This window comes from Thermomonas sp. (genome assembly GCF_041905325.1).
Taxonomy (GTDB): Bacteria; Pseudomonadota; Gammaproteobacteria; order Xanthomonadales; family Xanthomonadaceae; genus Thermomonas.
Genome location: NZ_JAYRLK010000005.1, coordinates 225468 through 240634, shown reverse-complemented (window position 1 = coordinate 240634; position 15167 = coordinate 225468). Strand labels below are relative to the sequence as shown.

At 67.7% G+C, this 15167-nt stretch carries 10 protein-coding genes; all 10 read left to right on the top strand.

Translation table 11 applies throughout. The features are described from left to right. Window positions 1-37: 37 nt before the first annotated feature. The 10 genes from dnaK (at window position 38) to recJ (ending at window position 15156) form a co-directional block, all read left to right on the top strand. Window positions 38-1954 carry a molecular chaperone DnaK gene (gene dnaK, locus ACE3OK_RS07875; protein WP_374248985.1) on the top strand — a complete coding sequence of 639 codons (1917 nt, stop codon included), beginning with the start codon at window positions 38-40 and terminating at the stop codon, window positions 1952-1954. Between the two features lie 129 nt (window positions 1955-2083). Then, window positions 2084-3229: a molecular chaperone DnaJ gene (dnaJ, locus tag ACE3OK_RS07870; RefSeq protein WP_374248984.1), complete on the top strand. Its 1146-nt coding sequence runs from the start codon at window positions 2084-2086 to the stop codon at window positions 3227-3229. A gap of 67 nt (window positions 3230-3296) precedes the next feature. Next, the gene (locus ACE3OK_RS07865) at window positions 3297-4400 is read left to right on the top strand and encodes a prephenate dehydrogenase (RefSeq protein WP_374248983.1); all 1104 of its coding nucleotides are present in this window, start codon (window positions 3297-3299) and stop codon (window positions 4398-4400) included. A 119-nt stretch (window positions 4401-4519) separates the two neighbouring features. Beyond that, window positions 4520-6703 carry a DUF1631 family protein gene (locus ACE3OK_RS07860; protein ID WP_374248982.1) on the top strand — a complete coding sequence of 728 codons (2184 nt, stop codon included), beginning with the start codon at window positions 4520-4522 and terminating at the stop codon, window positions 6701-6703. 116 nt (window positions 6704-6819) lie between these two features. Further along, the gene (dapB, locus tag ACE3OK_RS07855; RefSeq protein ID WP_374248981.1) at window positions 6820-7527 is read left to right on the top strand and encodes a 4-hydroxy-tetrahydrodipicolinate reductase; all 708 of its coding nucleotides are present in this window, start codon (window positions 6820-6822) and stop codon (window positions 7525-7527) included. 148 nt (window positions 7528-7675) lie between these two features. Further along, window positions 7676-8821 carry a glutamine-hydrolyzing carbamoyl-phosphate synthase small subunit gene (carA, locus tag ACE3OK_RS07850; RefSeq protein ID WP_374248980.1) on the top strand — a complete coding sequence of 382 codons (1146 nt, stop codon included), beginning with the start codon at window positions 7676-7678 and terminating at the stop codon, window positions 8819-8821. Then, window positions 8814-12062 (top strand): carbamoyl-phosphate synthase large subunit, encoded by a 3249-nt coding sequence (gene carB / locus ACE3OK_RS07845; protein WP_374248979.1) that lies wholly within the window; start codon window positions 8814-8816, stop codon window positions 12060-12062. Before carA ends, carB begins: the two co-directional genes overlap by 8 nt. Further along, window positions 12059-12538 (top strand): transcription elongation factor GreA, encoded by a 480-nt coding sequence (greA, locus tag ACE3OK_RS07840; RefSeq protein ID WP_374248978.1) that lies wholly within the window; start codon window positions 12059-12061, stop codon window positions 12536-12538. Before carB ends, greA begins: the two co-directional genes overlap by 4 nt. Window positions 12539-12541: 3 nt before the next feature. Further along, a complete protein-coding gene (locus tag ACE3OK_RS07835; RefSeq protein ID WP_374248977.1) occupies window positions 12542-13462 on the top strand; it encodes a phosphoglycerate mutase in 921 nt (306 codons plus the stop codon). Beyond that, window positions 13459-15156 (top strand): single-stranded-DNA-specific exonuclease RecJ, encoded by a 1698-nt coding sequence (recJ, locus tag ACE3OK_RS07830; RefSeq protein ID WP_374248976.1) that lies wholly within the window; start codon window positions 13459-13461, stop codon window positions 15154-15156. Before ACE3OK_RS07835 ends, recJ begins: the two co-directional genes overlap by 4 nt. Window positions 15157-15167 lie beyond the last annotated feature (11 nt).

The window sequence follows — 15167 nt, the reverse complement described above, 5'->3', positions numbered from 1 at the left end:
GCGCGCCATCAGACACAGCATCCAAGAGGACATCGTCATGGGCAAGATCATCGGCATCGACCTGGGCACCACCAACTCCTGCGTCTCCATCATGGAAGGCGGCAAGGCGCGCGTCATCGAAAACAGCGAGGGCGACCGCACCACCCCGTCCATCGTCGCCTGGACCAAGGACGGCGAAGTGCTGGTGGGCGCGTCTGCCAAGCGGCAAACCGTCACCAACCCGAAGAACACCTTCTACGCGGTGAAGCGCCTGATCGGCCGCAAGTTCACCGACGCCGAAGTGCAGAAGGACCTGGGCCTGGTGCCCTACGCCATCACCCAGCACGACAACGGCGATGCGTGGGTGGGCCTGGCCGACGGCAAGAAGCTGGCCCCGCAGGAAGTCTCCGCCAAGGTACTGGAGAAGATGAAGAAGACCGCCGAAGCCTTCCTGGGCGAAACGGTCACCGAGGCGGTCATCACTGTGCCGGCCTACTTCAACGACAGCCAGCGCCAGGCCACCAAGGATGCCGGCCGCATCGCCGGCCTCGACGTCAAGCGCATCATCAACGAACCCACCGCCGCCGCACTGGCCTACGGCCTCGACAAGGGCGACAACAAGGACCGCAAGATCGCCGTGTACGACCTGGGCGGCGGCACCTTCGACGTGTCGATTATTGAAATTGCCAACGTCGACGGCGAGAAGCAGTTCGAGGTGCTGGCCACCAACGGCGACACCTTCCTGGGTGGCGAGGACTTCGACAACCGCGTCATCGACTACCTGGTGGAAGAATTCCAGAAGACCGACGGCGTGGACCTGCGCAAGGACCCGCTGGCCCTGCAGCGCCTGAAGGATGCCGCCGAGCGCGCCAAGATCGAGCTGTCGTCGAACCAGCAGACCGACGTCAACCTGCCGTACGTCACTGCCGATGCGTCCGGTCCGAAGCACCTGAACATCAAGCTGACCCGCGCGAAGCTCGAGGCGCTGGTGGACGACCTGGTCAAGAAGACCATCGAGCCCTGCCGCGTGGCCCTGAACGACGCCGGCCTGCGCGCTTCCGACATCACCGAGGTGATCCTGGTCGGTGGCCAGACCCGCATGCCGAAGGTGCAGGCGGCGGTGGCCGAGTTCTTCGGCAAGGAGCCGCGCAAGGACGTCAACCCCGACGAGGCCGTGGCCATCGGCGCGGCGGTGCAGGGCGGCGTGCTGGCCGGCGACGTCAAGGACGTGTTGCTGCTGGACGTGACCCCGCTGAGCCTGGGCATCGAAACCCTGGGCGGGGTGATGACCAAGATCATCGAAAAGAACACCACCATCCCCACCAAGGCCTCGCAGGTGTTCTCCACCGCCGAGGACAACCAGAGCGCCGTGACCGTGCACGTCCTGCAGGGTGAGCGCGAACAGGCCCGCTACAACAAGTCGCTGGCCAAGTTCGACCTGACCGGCATCGAAGCCGCGCCGCGCGGCATGCCGCAGGTGGAGGTGAGCTTCGACATCGACGCCAACGGCATCGTCCACGTCACCGCCAAGGACAAGAAGACCGGCAAGGAACAGAAGGTCGAGATCAAGGCCGGTTCGGGCCTGAGCGATGACGAAATTCAGCGGATGGTGCAGGACGCCGAAAGCCACCGCGAGGAAGACAAGAAGTTCCACGAGCTGGTCACCGCGCGCAACCAGGCCGATGGCCTGATCCATGCCACCCGCAGCACCATCAAGGACAACGGCGACAAGTTGCCGGGCGATGCCATCGGCCGCGCCGAAGCCGCCATCGCCGAGCTGGAAGTGGCGATGAAGGGTGACGACAAGGGCCAGATCGAGGCCAAGGCCAAGGCGCTGGAAGAAGCCGGCCAGGCGCTGTTCGCCGCGGCTGCCGCCGCCGGCCAGCAGGCAGGTGGCACCGGTGATGCCGGCAAGCCGGCCGACGACGTCGTGGACGCCGAGTTCACCGAGGTCAAGGACGACAAGAAGGCCTGAGGCGTGTAGCTCCTCTCCCGCCGGGAGAGGGCTGGGGTGAGGGTTCGGGATTCCAGTGATCTCGAACCCTCGTCGCATCACCAAACCCCCCATCCAGCCCTCCCCCGGAGGGGGAGGGAGAGATAGAGCATGAGCAAGCGCGATTACTACGAAGTGCTGGGCGTGGCCCGCAATGCCAGCGAAGACGAGCTGAAGAAGGCGTATCGCCGCTGCGCGATGAAGCACCACCCCGACCGCAACCCAGGCGACAAGAACGCCGAGGCCACGTTCAAGGAATGCAAGGAAGCCTATGAAGTGCTGAGCGACGGCGGCAAGCGCCGCCTGTACGACCAGCACGGCCACGCCGCGTTCGAACACGGCATGGGCGGCGGCAACGCCGGCCCCGGCTTCGGCGGTTTCGGCGGCGGCGCCGACATGGGCGACATCTTCGGCGACATCTTCGGCAACATCTTCGGTGGCGGCGGCCGCCAGCAAGGCCCGCGCCGCGGCGCCGACGTCGGCTACATGCTGGAACTGGATCTGGAAGAGGCCGTGGCCGGCATCGAAAAGACCATCCACATTCCCACCCTGACCAGCTGCGAGCCCTGCAAGGGCAGCGGCTCGGAGGATGGCAAGATCGAGACCTGTTCCACCTGCCAGGGGCGCGGCCAGGTGCGCATGCAGCGCGGCCCGTTCGTGATGCAGGCACCGTGCCCGCACTGCGACGGGGCCGGCAAGACCGTTGCCAACCCCTGCAAGCGCTGCAACGGCCATGGCCGGGTGGAAGAAGAAAAGACGCTGGCGGTGAAGGTGCCGGCGGGTGTTGACAATGGCGACCGCATCCGCCTGGCCGGCGAGGGCGAGGCCGGCCCGTCCGGCATGCCGCCGGGTGATCTGTACGTGGAAGTGCGGGTGCGCGAGCACGCCATCTTCCAGCGCGACGGCGACGACCTGCATTGCGAAGTCCCGATCCGCATTTCCCAGGCCACCCTGGGCGACAGCGTGCGCGTACCCACCCTGGGCGGGGATGTCGAGCTGCGCATTCCTTCCGAAACCCAGACCGGCCGGGTGTTCCGCCTGCGCGATCGCGGCGTGAAGTCCGTCCGCAGCCGCGCGCCCGGCGATTTGTACTGCAAGGTGGTGGTGGAAACCCCGGTCAACCTCACCGCCGAGCAGCGCGACTTGCTGGAGAAATTCGAAGCCACCTTCAGCGGCGAGGGTGCGCGTCGCCACTCGCCGAAATCCAGCACCTTCCTCGATGGCGTGAAGGGCTTCTGGGACCGGATGGTTTCGTAAGCCACCAACGTCCCGCCGGCGCGCAACCACACGTAAACTTCGGGCTCCAAAACGGAGCCCGCTTGCGTTGAACACGTCCCCCATCGTCGGCATCGTCGGCAGTGCCGGCGTTTACGGGCGCTGGCTGCGGGCGTTTTTCGAAACCCGGATGGGGCTGCACGTGCTGGGCCATGACCCGGCCGATCCGGGCTCCGACGGCGAAGACGCCTTGTTGGCACGGGCCGACGTGCTGGTGTTCAGTGCGCCGATCCGCCATACCCCGGCCCTGATCGCGCACTACGTGGCGCGCTCCGGCGGGCGCGAAGCCGGCCGCCTGTGGCTGGATGTCACTTCCACCAAGGCTGCGTCGGTGGCGGCGATGCTGGCTTCGCAGGCCGACGTGGCGGGCCTGCACCCGATGACCGCGCCGCCCAAGTCGCCCACCTTGCGTGGGCGCGTGCTGGCGGTATGCGAAGCGCGCCTCACCACCTGGCGGCCATGGCTGGAGGGCCTGCTGGCCGCGCTGGAGGCCGAGTGCGTGCAGGTGACGCCGGAGCGCCACGACCGCGCGATGGCGCTGGTGCAGGCGATGGTGCATGCCGGCCACCTGGCGCAGGCGGGGGTGTTGCGGACGCAGGGCGACGCGCTGGCCGAGCTGTTGCCGCTGCGTTCGGCCTCGTTCGCGATGGACATGGCGATGTGCGCGCGCATCCTGTCGCTGAACCCCGCCATCTACGAAGACATCCAGTTCGGCAACCCGCATGTGGGGGCGGTCCTGCGGGGGCTGTCCGTGCAATTGGCCCGGCTGGCCGTGCTGGTGGAGCAAGGCGACGATGCCGCCCGCGCGGCGTTCCGGGCCGAGTTCCTGGATGCCAATCGCGAAGCCTTCGACGCGGCGGCGTTGGCGGAAGGCAATTACACCTTCGAACGCCTGGGCTATCTGCTGGCCGACCTGGCCGATGCGCATACCCTGAGCGTCCACTTGCCCGAAGACCGGCCCGGCTCGCTGCGCGCATTGCTGCACGTGTTCGAGCGCCACGGTGTCAGCATCGCCTCGCTGCATTCCTCGAGGACGCAGGCGGGCGAGCTGCATTTCCGGCTGGGCTTCAACAGCGGCACCCGGCGGGAAACGCTGGCGGCGGTGGCGGCGGAGCTGGCGGGTTCCGGCATTGGCCGGGTGCTCCCAAGCTGAACGGTCGAAACCATCCGCCGAACGGTCATCCGTCGCGTTGGAACCATGATCGCCATCAACAACTTGGCTTTCCGCTTCCAGTACCGTTAACTACAGGGTCTCACCAAGCAGGCTTCGCCATGTCGTTCCGTTCCCCCGCGGAATCTCCGATCCCGTCGTCCCCGTCGCCGGCCTATGGCCAGGTGCTGGACGCCGTGCAGAAACATGTCATCGACCGTGCATCACCGGCGCTGGACAGCGCCTTGGCCGATGTCGATGACTACCTGTTCGACCGCAGCCAGTCCGGCGAGGAGGCGCTGGGCATGATCGCCCTGCGCGACATGCGCCGCGCGCGTGGCGAGATCGCGCAGAAATTCCGCCAGGCCTTGCTGGACCGGTTCCGCGGCCTGCGCGACCGCCGCATCGCCGATGGCCTCGCGGGGAGTGGGCTCAGCCTGCTTTCGGACCAGGCGCTGGAAGAGCAGCTGGCGGTCGAGCAATTGGCCGCCTCGGTGCTGCGCTCGCACGCCTCCGCATTCGAGGTGGCCAGCAAGCGGTTGTCGGTGGTGGTGGGCGTGGCTGCGCTCGACCCGCGGGAAAACCCGCTGGCACCGTCCTTCCTCGCCGGTGCCCTGAGCCATGCCATGGGGCAACTGGAAATCGATGCCGACTTGCGCATCGTGGTGTTCAAGTTCTTCGAGCGCGAGCTCACCGGCGCGCTCGGAGACATCTACGAACGCTGCAATGCCCTGATGGCCACGGCGGGCGTGTTGCCGGAGCTGCGGGCCACCGCCAAGGCACACCATCCGCCCGCGCCTCGCCACGGCGCGATGGCGCATGCGGCTTCCGCGGAAGCCGCTGCCCAGGCCCATGAAGCCGCACCCATGCAGGTCAGCCCGGCCGACCAGATGATGTTTGCCAACATGCTGGGCATGTTGCAGAACTGGCGTTCGGCGATCGGCATGGCGGCACAGACGCCCACCGGCCCCGCCATCGGCACCCAGGACCTGATGTCGATCCTGTCGTTGATGCAGCAGGATGCCTCCTCGCTGTTCACCCCGGCAGCACCGGGCGAGCAGCAATCGCTGGCCGGGCAGTTGCGCCAGCAGATGGCGCAAAGCGCACGCAAGCTGGGGGTGGCCGGCGACAACCTCAACCTCGATGGCCTGGACGGCGATGCCGTCGACCTGGTGGCGTTGCTGTTCGACGTGTTGCTCGACGGCCCGCAGTACGACAACCGCATTCGCCAGAAGATCGGGCGCATGCTGGTGCCGTTCGTGAAGGTGGCGGTGAAGGATCGCCGCATGTTCATGTACAAGGAACATCCGGCGCGCCGGTTGCTCAATACCGTGGCGGAGGCCTGCGAAGGCAACCGCGGCGAGGCGCCGCAGGAACGCGAGTTACTCACCCATGTCGACCACACCATCGACCGGCTGGTGGCCGAGTTCAACGAGGACGTGGCGATCTTCGAAACGCTGGAGCAGGAACTGCGTGCCTACATGGCCCAGCACCGCAAGCGTTTCGAGCTGGCCGAAAAGCGCACCACCGAGGCGCAGCGCGGGCGCGAGCGGCTGGAGCAGGCGCGTGCGATGGTCGCCGCCGACCTCAATTGGCACCGTGGCGGCCGCCAATTGCCGCCGGTGATCGATGACTTCCTGACCCGCCATGCCAGCCACCACCTGATCCAGATCGCCTTGCGCGATGGCAAGGGTGCACCGCGCTACGACCACGCGATGCAGGCGGTGTCCGCCCTGATGGTGGCCGTGGATCGCGCGACCAACCGGCAGGCCCCGGACCCGGCCAAGCCGTTACCGGAAGCGGAGTTGCTGGCCATGCTGGCCAGCGCCGGTTGCATCGGCGATGCCGGCGAGGCCGCGCTGGAAGCCCTGACCGATACCCTGGCACGCTTGTCCACGGGCCAGCCTGCGCAGGAAAGCGATCCACGCATCCCGCCGCAGGTGGTGATGCCGGAGCCGGTGGTGACGGAAGCGCCGCCGGAGCTGGCGGCGGCGGGTGGTACGGCGGGGCTGGATTTCGATGCCGCCATGCTGGCGCGCATCCGCACCTTGCAGGTCGGCAACTGGATCCAGCTGCAGACGGGGGACGGGCACTTCGCCCCGGCCAAGGTGTCGTGGATCAGCCCGATCTCCTCGCGCTTGTTGCTGGTGAACCGGCGCGGCATCCGCGTGCTGGTGGCATCGGTGCAGGAATTGGCGGTGATGGCGAAATTGGGCAAGGTCATCGTCCGCGAGGGCGCCAGCGCCTTCGAGGATGCCATGCACCAGGTAGCGGACCGGCTGCAAAGCGCATCCGCTCACGCCTGAGGGTGGTTTTGCGGGAGTGGCTCCCATCCTGCGGTTGACCGGAACCGTCGTGATGGGAGGCTCCCGCCATCGGTTGCCGCTTGCTGCCACCCCGGGCAGCCGTTAGCCTGCGCGGCATGACAACACCGGTTCGACTTCTGATCCATGGCGCCAGTGGCCGGATGGGGCAAGCCTTGCTGCGCCTGGCCGCCGAGGAGCCGGGTGGCCACGTGGTGGCGGCAGTGTCGCGCAGCGGCAATGCCGTGTTGCCGTTGCAGGTACCGCAGTTCCCGGCCACGGCGCTGGAGGCCGTGCCGGATTTCGACGTGGCGGTGGATTTCAGCTTGCCGGAAGGGTTCGATGCCGTGCTGGCGCTGTGCCTGTCCCGGGGCGCCGCGCTGGTATCGGGTACCACCGGGCTGGACGCCGCGCGCAAGCAGCGGCTGGAGACGGCGTCGGCCAGCATTCCGCTGGTCTGGGCCAGCAATTTCAGCCTCGGCGTGGCGGTGCTGCACGACCTGGTTGCGCGGGCCGCGCAATTGCTTCCGGGTTGGGATTGCGACATCGTCGAGGCCCACCACACCCGCAAGCTCGATGCCCCCTCGGGCACCGCGCTGACCCTGGGTGCGGCGGCGCAGGCCAGTGGTGCCCGGCCACACTATGCGTCCATTCGCGCCGGCGACATCGTGGGTGAACACGTGGTGCAGTTCGCCGCTGCGGGCGAGCGCATCGAGTTGGTGCATCGTGCCACCAATCGCGACATCTTCGCCCGTGGCGCGTTGCACGTGGCCACGCGCCTGCATGGCCATGCCCCGGGCCGTTACCGGGTGGCGGAGCTGCTTTGACGAAGGCCGTGCCGGCAGGGGCTGGTGTTCAAGCCTCTGGCGCAATCGCACCATCGCCGGTACAATTCGCCCTCGCCTAAACCCCCTCAGCTCCGAACCGGCCAGCCCGTTTCGGCGCTTTCTTGCAACCTCACGCAAGGCGACGCACTTGAATATTCCTGCCATTCTCGCGCTTGAAGACGGTACGGTCTTCGAGGGCATTTCCGTGGGTGCCCCCGGCCTGTCCGTGGGCGAAGCGGTGTTCAACACCGCCATGACCGGTTACCAGGAAATCCTGACCGATCCGTCCTACGCCCGCCAATTGGTCACCCTGACCTATCCGCACATCGGCAACACCGGCTGCACCGACCAGGACGACGAGGCCGCCAAGGCCTGGGCGGCCGGGTTGATCGTGCGCGACGTGCCGCGCCGGCCCAGCAACTGGCGCAGCCAGGTGGCGCTGCCGGAGTGGTTGCAGGCACGCGGCATCGTCGCGATCGCCGGCATCGACACCCGCAAGCTGACCCGCATCCTGCGTGAACGCGGCTCGCAGAACGCCGCGTTGTTGGCGGCCGCCAGCCATGACGAGGTGCTGGACGCCGAGCAGGCCATCGAAGCGGCGCGCAAGTTCCCCGGCCTGAAGAACATGGATCTGGCCAAAGTCGTCACCACCGCCGCGCCGTACCGTTGGAGCGAGGGCCAGCTGGACCTGGATGCCAACGACTGGGTGCGCGCCGAACCGAAGTTCAAGGTCGTGGCCTACGACTTCGGCGCCAAGCGCAACATCCTGCGCATGCTGGCCGAACGTGGCTGCGGCGTGCATGTGGTGCCGGCGCAGACGCCTGCATCCGAAGTGCTGGCGATGCAGCCGGACGGGGTGTTCCTGTCCAACGGCCCCGGCGACCCCGCACCCTGCGACTACGCGATCGCCGCGATCCGCGAATTCCTCAAGGCGAAGATCCCGCTGTACGGCATCTGCCTCGGCCACCAGCTGCTGGGCCTGGCCATCGGCGCGCAGACCGTCAAGATGCCGCACGGCCACCACGGCGCCAACCATCCGGTGCAGGACCTCGACAGCGGCCGGGTGTTGATCACCTCGCAAAACCACGGCTTCTGCATCGACGAAGCCAGCCTGCCGGCGAACGCGCGGGTCACCCACCGTTCGCTGTTCGATGGCACCAACCAGGGCATCGAACTGACCGACGCGCCCGCGTTCAGCTTCCAGGGTCACCCCGAGGCCAGCCCCGGCCCGCAGGACCTGGCCCCGCTGTTCGACAAGTTCGTTGCCCTGATGGAGAACAACACCAATGCCTAAGCGCAGCGATCTGAAAACCATCCTCATCATCGGCGCTGGCCCGATTGTCATCGGCCAGGCCTGCGAGTTCGATTACTCCGGCGCGCAGGCGTGCAAGGCGCTGCGCGAGGAGGGCTACCGGGTGGTGCTGGTGAACAGCAACCCGGCCACGATCATGACCGACCCGGACATGGCCGACGCGGTCTACATCGAACCGATCAACTGGCAGACGGTCGAGAAGATCATCGCCAAGGAAAAGCCCGATGCCATTCTGCCCACCATGGGCGGGCAGACCGCGCTGAACTGCGCGCTGGACCTGGCCGACCACGGCGTGCTGGAGAAGTACGGCGTCGAGCTGATCGGTGCCAAGCGCGATGCCATCCGCATGGCCGAGGACCGCGAACTGTTCAAGCAGGCGATGACCGAGATCGGGCTGGACAGCCCGAAGTCGGAAGTGGCCAAGACCTTCGAGCAGGCGCTGGAGATCCAGGCGCAGGTGGGGTTTCCCACCATCATCCGCCCCAGCTTCACCCTGGGCGGCAGCGGCGGCGGCATCGCCTACAACAAGGAAGAGTTCGAGGAGATCGTCAAGCGCGGCCTGGAACTGTCGCCGACCAGCGAAGTGTTGATCGAAGAGTCGGTGCTGGGTTGGAAGGAATTCGAAATGGAGGTGGTGCGCGACACCGCCGACAACTGCATCATCGTGTGCAGCATCGAGAATTTCGATGCGATGGGCGTGCACACCGGCGACAGCATCACGGTGGCGCCTGCGCAGACCCTGACCGACAAGGAATACCAGCGCCTGCGCGATGCGTCCATCGCGGTGCTGCGCAAAATTGGGGTTGATACCGGCGGCAGCAACGTGCAGTTCGGCATCAATGCGAAGGACGGCCGCGTGGTCGTCATCGAGATGAATCCGCGCGTGTCGCGTTCGTCGGCACTGGCCTCGAAGGCGACCGGCTTCCCGATCGCCAAGGTCGCCGCCAAGCTCGCGGTCGGTTACACGCTGGACGAGCTGAAGAACGAGATCACCGGCGGGCTGACCCCGGCCAGCTTCGAGCCGTCGATCGACTACGTGGTCACCAAGATCCCGCGCTTCGCGTTCGAGAAGTTCCCCGCCGCCGACGCGCGCCTGACCACCCAGATGAAGTCGGTGGGCGAGGTCATGGCCATTGGTCGCAGCTTCCAGGAATCGCTGCAGAAGGCGCTGCGCGGGCTGGAGACCGGCAAGATCGGGCTCGACCCGACGGGGCTGGATCTGGCCAGTGAAGACGGCTTGTTGGCGCTGCGCCGCGAGCTGAAGGAGCCGGGCCCGGAGCGCATCTTCCACATCGCCGATGCGTTCCGCGCCGGCATGAGCGTGGAAGACGTGCACGCGCTGTCGTTCGTCGACCCGTGGTTCCTCGACCAGATCGAGGAGCTGATCGATGCCGAGGTGGACGTGATCCATCGCGGCCTGGACGGGCTGGACGCCAGGCGCCTGCGTGCGCTCAAGCGCAAGGGCTTCTCCGATGCCCGCATCGCGATGCTGGCCGGCACCAACGAAACGGCAGTGCGCGCCTTGCGCAAGGCGTTCGGCGTGCGCCCGGTGTACAAGCGCGTGGACAGCTGCGCGGGCGAGTTTGCCACCGGCACCGCCTACCTGTACTCGACCTACGAGGACGAGTGCGAGGCCGCGCCCAGCGACCGCAAGAAGATCATGGTGCTCGGCGGTGGCCCCAATCGCATCGGCCAGGGCATCGAGTTCGACTACTGCTGCGTGCATGCGGCGCTCGCCCTGCGCGAAGACGGGTACGAGACCATCATGGTCAACTGCAACCCGGAAACCGTGTCCACCGATTACGACACCTCCGATCGCCTGTACTTCGAGCCGCTGACGCTGGAGGACGTGCTGGCCATCGTCGAGCTGGAACAACCGCTGGGCGTGATCGTGCAGTACGGCGGGCAGACCCCGCTGAAGCTGGCGAAGGCGCTGGAGGCCAACGGCGTGCCGATCATCGGCACCTCGCCGGACTCCATCGACCTGGCCGAAGACCGCGAGCGCTTCCAGAAGCTGGTGGACGACCTCGGCCTGAAGCAGCCGCCGAACCGTACCGCGCGCAGCGCCGACGAAGCGCTGACTCACGCGCGTGAAATTGGCTATCCGCTGGTGGTGCGTCCCAGCTACGTGCTGGGTGGCCGCGCGATGGAAGTGGTGCACGCCGATGCCGATCTCGCCCGCTACATGCGCGAGGCGGTGAAGGTCAGCAATGATTCTCCGGTGCTGCTGGACCGCTTCCTCGACAACGCGGTGGAAGTGGACATCGACGTGATCGCCGACCGCGACGGCAACGTGCTGGTCGGCGGCGTGATGGAGCACATCGAGGAGGCCGGCGTGCATTCCGGTGACTCGTCCTGCTCGCTGCCGCCGTACTCGCTCTCCAAGCGCACGCAGCAGCGGCTGCGCGAACAGGTGGTGGCGCTGGCCAAGGCGCTGCATGTGGTCGGGCTGATGAACACCCAGTTCGCGGTGCAGGTGGGCGTGGCCGAAGGCGAGGAAGCCGACACCATCTACCTGCTGGAAGTGAACCCGCGCGCCAGCCGCACCGTGCCGTTCGTGTCCAAGGCGATCGGCCGCCCGCTGGCCAAGATCTCCGCGCGCTGCATGGCCGGGATGACGCTGGCCGAGCAGGGCGCGACCGAGGAAATCGTGCCGTCGTACTACTCGGTGAAGGAAGCGGTGTTCCCGTTCGCCAAGTTCCAGAACGTCGATCCGATCCTCGGCCCGGAGATGCGCTCGACCGGCGAAGTGATGGGCGTGGGCCGCAGCTTCGAGGCGGCGTTCGCCCGCGCCGAGGAAGCGGCGAACATCCGCGCGCCGCAGCCGGGCAAGGCCTTCATCTCGGTGCGCGACCCGGACAAGGCGCGTGTGCTGCCGATTGCGCGCTACATGCTCGAACGCGGCTTCAGCATCGTCGCCACCCGTGGCACCGCCGACTTCCTGAGCGCCCATGGCGTGGCTTGCGAACGTGTCAACAAGGTGGCCGAAGGCCGCCCGCACATCGTCGACCTGATCAAGAACGGCGAGATCTGCTACATCGTCAACACCACCGAGGGGCGCACGGCCATCGCCGACTCCTTCTCGATCCGTCGTGAAGCGCTGCAGGCGCGCGTCACCTATTCCACCACCGTCGCGGGTGCCAGCGCATTGCTGCATTCGCTGGATCATCGCGGCAAGGGCGACGTGCTCTCGCTGCAGGAACTGCACAAGGAGCTGGCATGAGCCGTGCACCCATCACCGCGAAGGGCGCGCTGCGCCTGCGCGCGGAACTCGAGGAATTGAAGTCGGTCAAGCGTCCCGCGGTGATCGAGGCGATCGCCGAGGCGCGTGCCCACGGCGACCTCAAGGAGAACGCCGAATACCACGCCGCGCGCGAGCAGCAGGGCTTCATCGAAGGTCGCATCAAGCACCTGGAAGCGGAGCTGTCGCACGCGCAGATCATCGACATATCCACCCTCGACGCCGGCGACAAGGTGGTGTTCGGCGCCACCGTGGTCGTGGTGGACTGCGAGACCGACGATGAAAAAACCTACCAGATCGTCGGTGACCTGGAAGCCGACATCAAGCAAGGGCTGATCGCGATTTCCTCGCCGGTGGCGCGCGCGCTGATCGGCAAGCACGAGGGCGATGCCATCACCATCGAAGCTCCCGGCGGCACCCGCGAGTACGAAATCGTCTCGGTCGCCTACAAAGGCTGAACGATGGCGCGGCTGACGCTGCTGCTGCCGCCGGTTGCGAAATTCGCCGGCCTGGCCCTGCCCGGCCCGTTGGGCAAGGCCCTGGCGCGCGCGGATCGCCGTCGGGAGGCAGCGGGCGAGCAGGCACAGGTGCTGCGTCACTTCACCCTGCTGCCCAACCGGTTGGCGGAGGCGGCGCTGTCGCGCGTGGCCGATGCCGGCATGGCCGGCACGCAGGGGGCGGCGTGGCTGCGCGCCGACCCCGCGCACATCCGTCCCGACATCAACGGCGCGCGCTTGCTGGGCATCGGCCATGCCGTCGGCATCGACCAGGCCGACGTGGATGCGCTGCTGCCGGCGCTGCGCCCGCTGTTCGGCGATTTGGGCATGGCGCTGGATGCGCCGCATCCGGCACGGTGGTATGTGCGGCTGGAGGCGGGCGCAAGCCTGCCCGACTTCGCCGCACCGGAGGCGGCCCTGGGCGACGATGTGTTCGAGCACATCCCCGACGGCCCGCAGGCGCGGCGCTGGCGGGTGCTGATGAACGAGGTGCAGGTGGTGCTGCACAACCATCCGCACAACCAGATGCGGCTGGCGGCAGGGCGCGTGCCGATCAATGCGCTGTGGTTCTGGGGAGGCGGTCGTTTGCCCGACAGCGTGCAGGCGGACGTGGCTGCCCTGTATTCCGCAGATCCCGTCCTGCAAGGCGCGGCGCAGACGGGCCAACTGGCCTGCATGCCGGTGGTCGATCCCGACGCCGTGCAAGCCCCCGCGCTGGTGGACCTGCGCCAATCGCGCGACCCCCGCGGGTTGCTGGAACGCTGGCTGTTGCCGGCGGCACGCGGCGAGGCGGTGTTCGATTTCGCCGATGGCCTTGTCTTCACCTTGCATCCGCGCCAGCGCTGGCGGCTGTGGCGCGCGCCGCTGGCGACATTGTCCGCATGAGCCAGGTGCGCCGGATCGTGCGTCGGCAGGGCGTGCAGCCGGTGGGTGACTGGCCCGCGCACTGGCCGCAGGTGCTGCGGCGCGTGCATGCGGCGCGGGGCAGCGATGCCGACAGCGCGATGCCGAAGCTGGCGCAGTTGCTGCCGTATCACGCATTGAAGAATATCGATGCCGCCGTGGCGTTGCTGCAAGAGGCCATCGTGCGCGATGCGCACATTCTGGTGGTGGGCGATTTCGACTGCGACGGTGCCACCGCCTGCGCGGTGGGGGTGCGCGGGCTGCGCATGCTGGGTGCGCGCCGGGTCTCGCACGCCGTGCCCAATCGCATCGTCCACGGATACGGGTTGACGCCCGGGCTGGTGGAAGAACTCGCTGCCCTGCAACCTGATGTGGTGGTCACGGTGGATCACGGCATCGCCTGTCATGCCGGCATCGCCGATGCCAAGGCACGCGGCTGGCAGGTGCTGGTCACCGACCACCACCTGCCGGGGCCGACGCTGCCGCCGGCCGATGCCATCGTCAATCCCAACCAGCCCGGCTGCGGCTTCGCCAGCAAGGCGCTGGCCGGCGTGGGCGTGATCTTCTACGTGCTGCTGGCATTGCGCGCGATGCTGGGTGCGCAGGCCGACCTGGCCAGCCTGCTGGACCTGGTGGCGGTGGGCACGGTGGCCGACATGGTGCCGCTGGACGCCAACAACCGCGCATTGGTCGGCGCCGGCCTGCGGCGGCTGCGCGCGGGGCAGGGGTGCGCGGGCTTGCGCGCCCTGGCCGAGGTGGCCGGGCGCCGCGACGCCACCTTGTCGACCGTCGACATCGGCTTCGCCCTCGGCCCGCGCATCAACGCGGCAGGCCGGCTGGAAGACATGGGCATCGGCATCGAATGCCTGCTCACCGACGATGTCGCGCAGGCGCGGCAGATCGCCGCCACGCTGAACGCCATCAACGAAGAGCGCCGTGCCTTGCAGACCGACATGCAGGACGTGGCCGAGGCGCGGCTGGACGGCATCGACGTCCGCCATGCCGCCTGCCTGTTCGAGGAGGATTGGCACCCCGGCGTGGTGGGGTTGGTGGCATCGAAAGTGAAGGAGCGCCTGCACCGTCCCGCGATCGCCTTCGCTCCCGCCGAACCCGACAGCGACATGCTGCGCGGTTCGGCACGGTCGGTGCCCGGCTTCCACATCCGCGACGCGCTGGCGCTGGTGGATGCCCGCCAGCCCGGCCTGATCGCCCGTTTCGGCGGCCATGCCATGGCCGCCGGCATGAGCCTGCATCGCTCGGCGTTCCCCGCGTTCCGCGAGGCCTTCATCCGCGTGGCCGAAGAACGGCTGGGCGAAGACCTGCGCACCGAGCAACTGTTCAGCGACGGCGCATTGGTGGCGGAGGAGTTGACCATCACCGCCGCGCTGGCCCTGCGCGACGGTGGCCACTGGGGCCAGGGTTACCCCGAGCCGCTGTTCGACGACGTGTTCGAGGTGCTGCAATGGCGGGTGCTGAAGGAACGCCACCTCAAGCTGGAACTGGGCCTGCACGGTCGCCGCTACAACGCCATCCACTTCAACGGCTGGAATGGCGAGGAGCCCGGCCGACGCGTCCATGTTGCCTATCGGCTCGCGCCCGACGACTATCGCGGCGGCGATGCTATCCAGCTTGTGGTGGTGCATCGGGAAGCGGCGGCCGCCTCGGTTCCCGCCTGAGGCCGAACAGC

Excerpts from the sequence above, each read along its gene's own strand:
- ACE3OK_RS07835 (WP_374248977.1), top strand. The coding sequence starts at position 12,542 with ATGGCGCGGCTGACGCTGCTGCTGCCGCCGGTTGCGAAATTCGCCGGC.
- recJ (WP_374248976.1), top strand. The coding sequence starts at position 13,459 with ATGAGCCAGGTGCGCCGGATCGTGCGTCGGCAGGGCGTGCAGCCGGTG.
- dnaJ (WP_374248984.1), top strand. The coding sequence starts at position 2,084 with ATGAGCAAGCGCGATTACTACGAAGTGCTGGGCGTGGCCCGCAATGCC.
- dnaK (WP_374248985.1), top strand. The coding sequence starts at position 38 with ATGGGCAAGATCATCGGCATCGACCTGGGCACCACCAACTCCTGCGTC.
- ACE3OK_RS07860 (WP_374248982.1), top strand. The coding sequence starts at position 4,520 with ATGTCGTTCCGTTCCCCCGCGGAATCTCCGATCCCGTCGTCCCCGTCG.
- greA (WP_374248978.1), top strand. The coding sequence starts at position 12,059 with ATGAGCCGTGCACCCATCACCGCGAAGGGCGCGCTGCGCCTGCGCGCG.
- carB (WP_374248979.1), top strand. The coding sequence starts at position 8,814 with ATGCCTAAGCGCAGCGATCTGAAAACCATCCTCATCATCGGCGCTGGC.
- dapB (WP_374248981.1), top strand. The coding sequence starts at position 6,820 with ATGACAACACCGGTTCGACTTCTGATCCATGGCGCCAGTGGCCGGATG.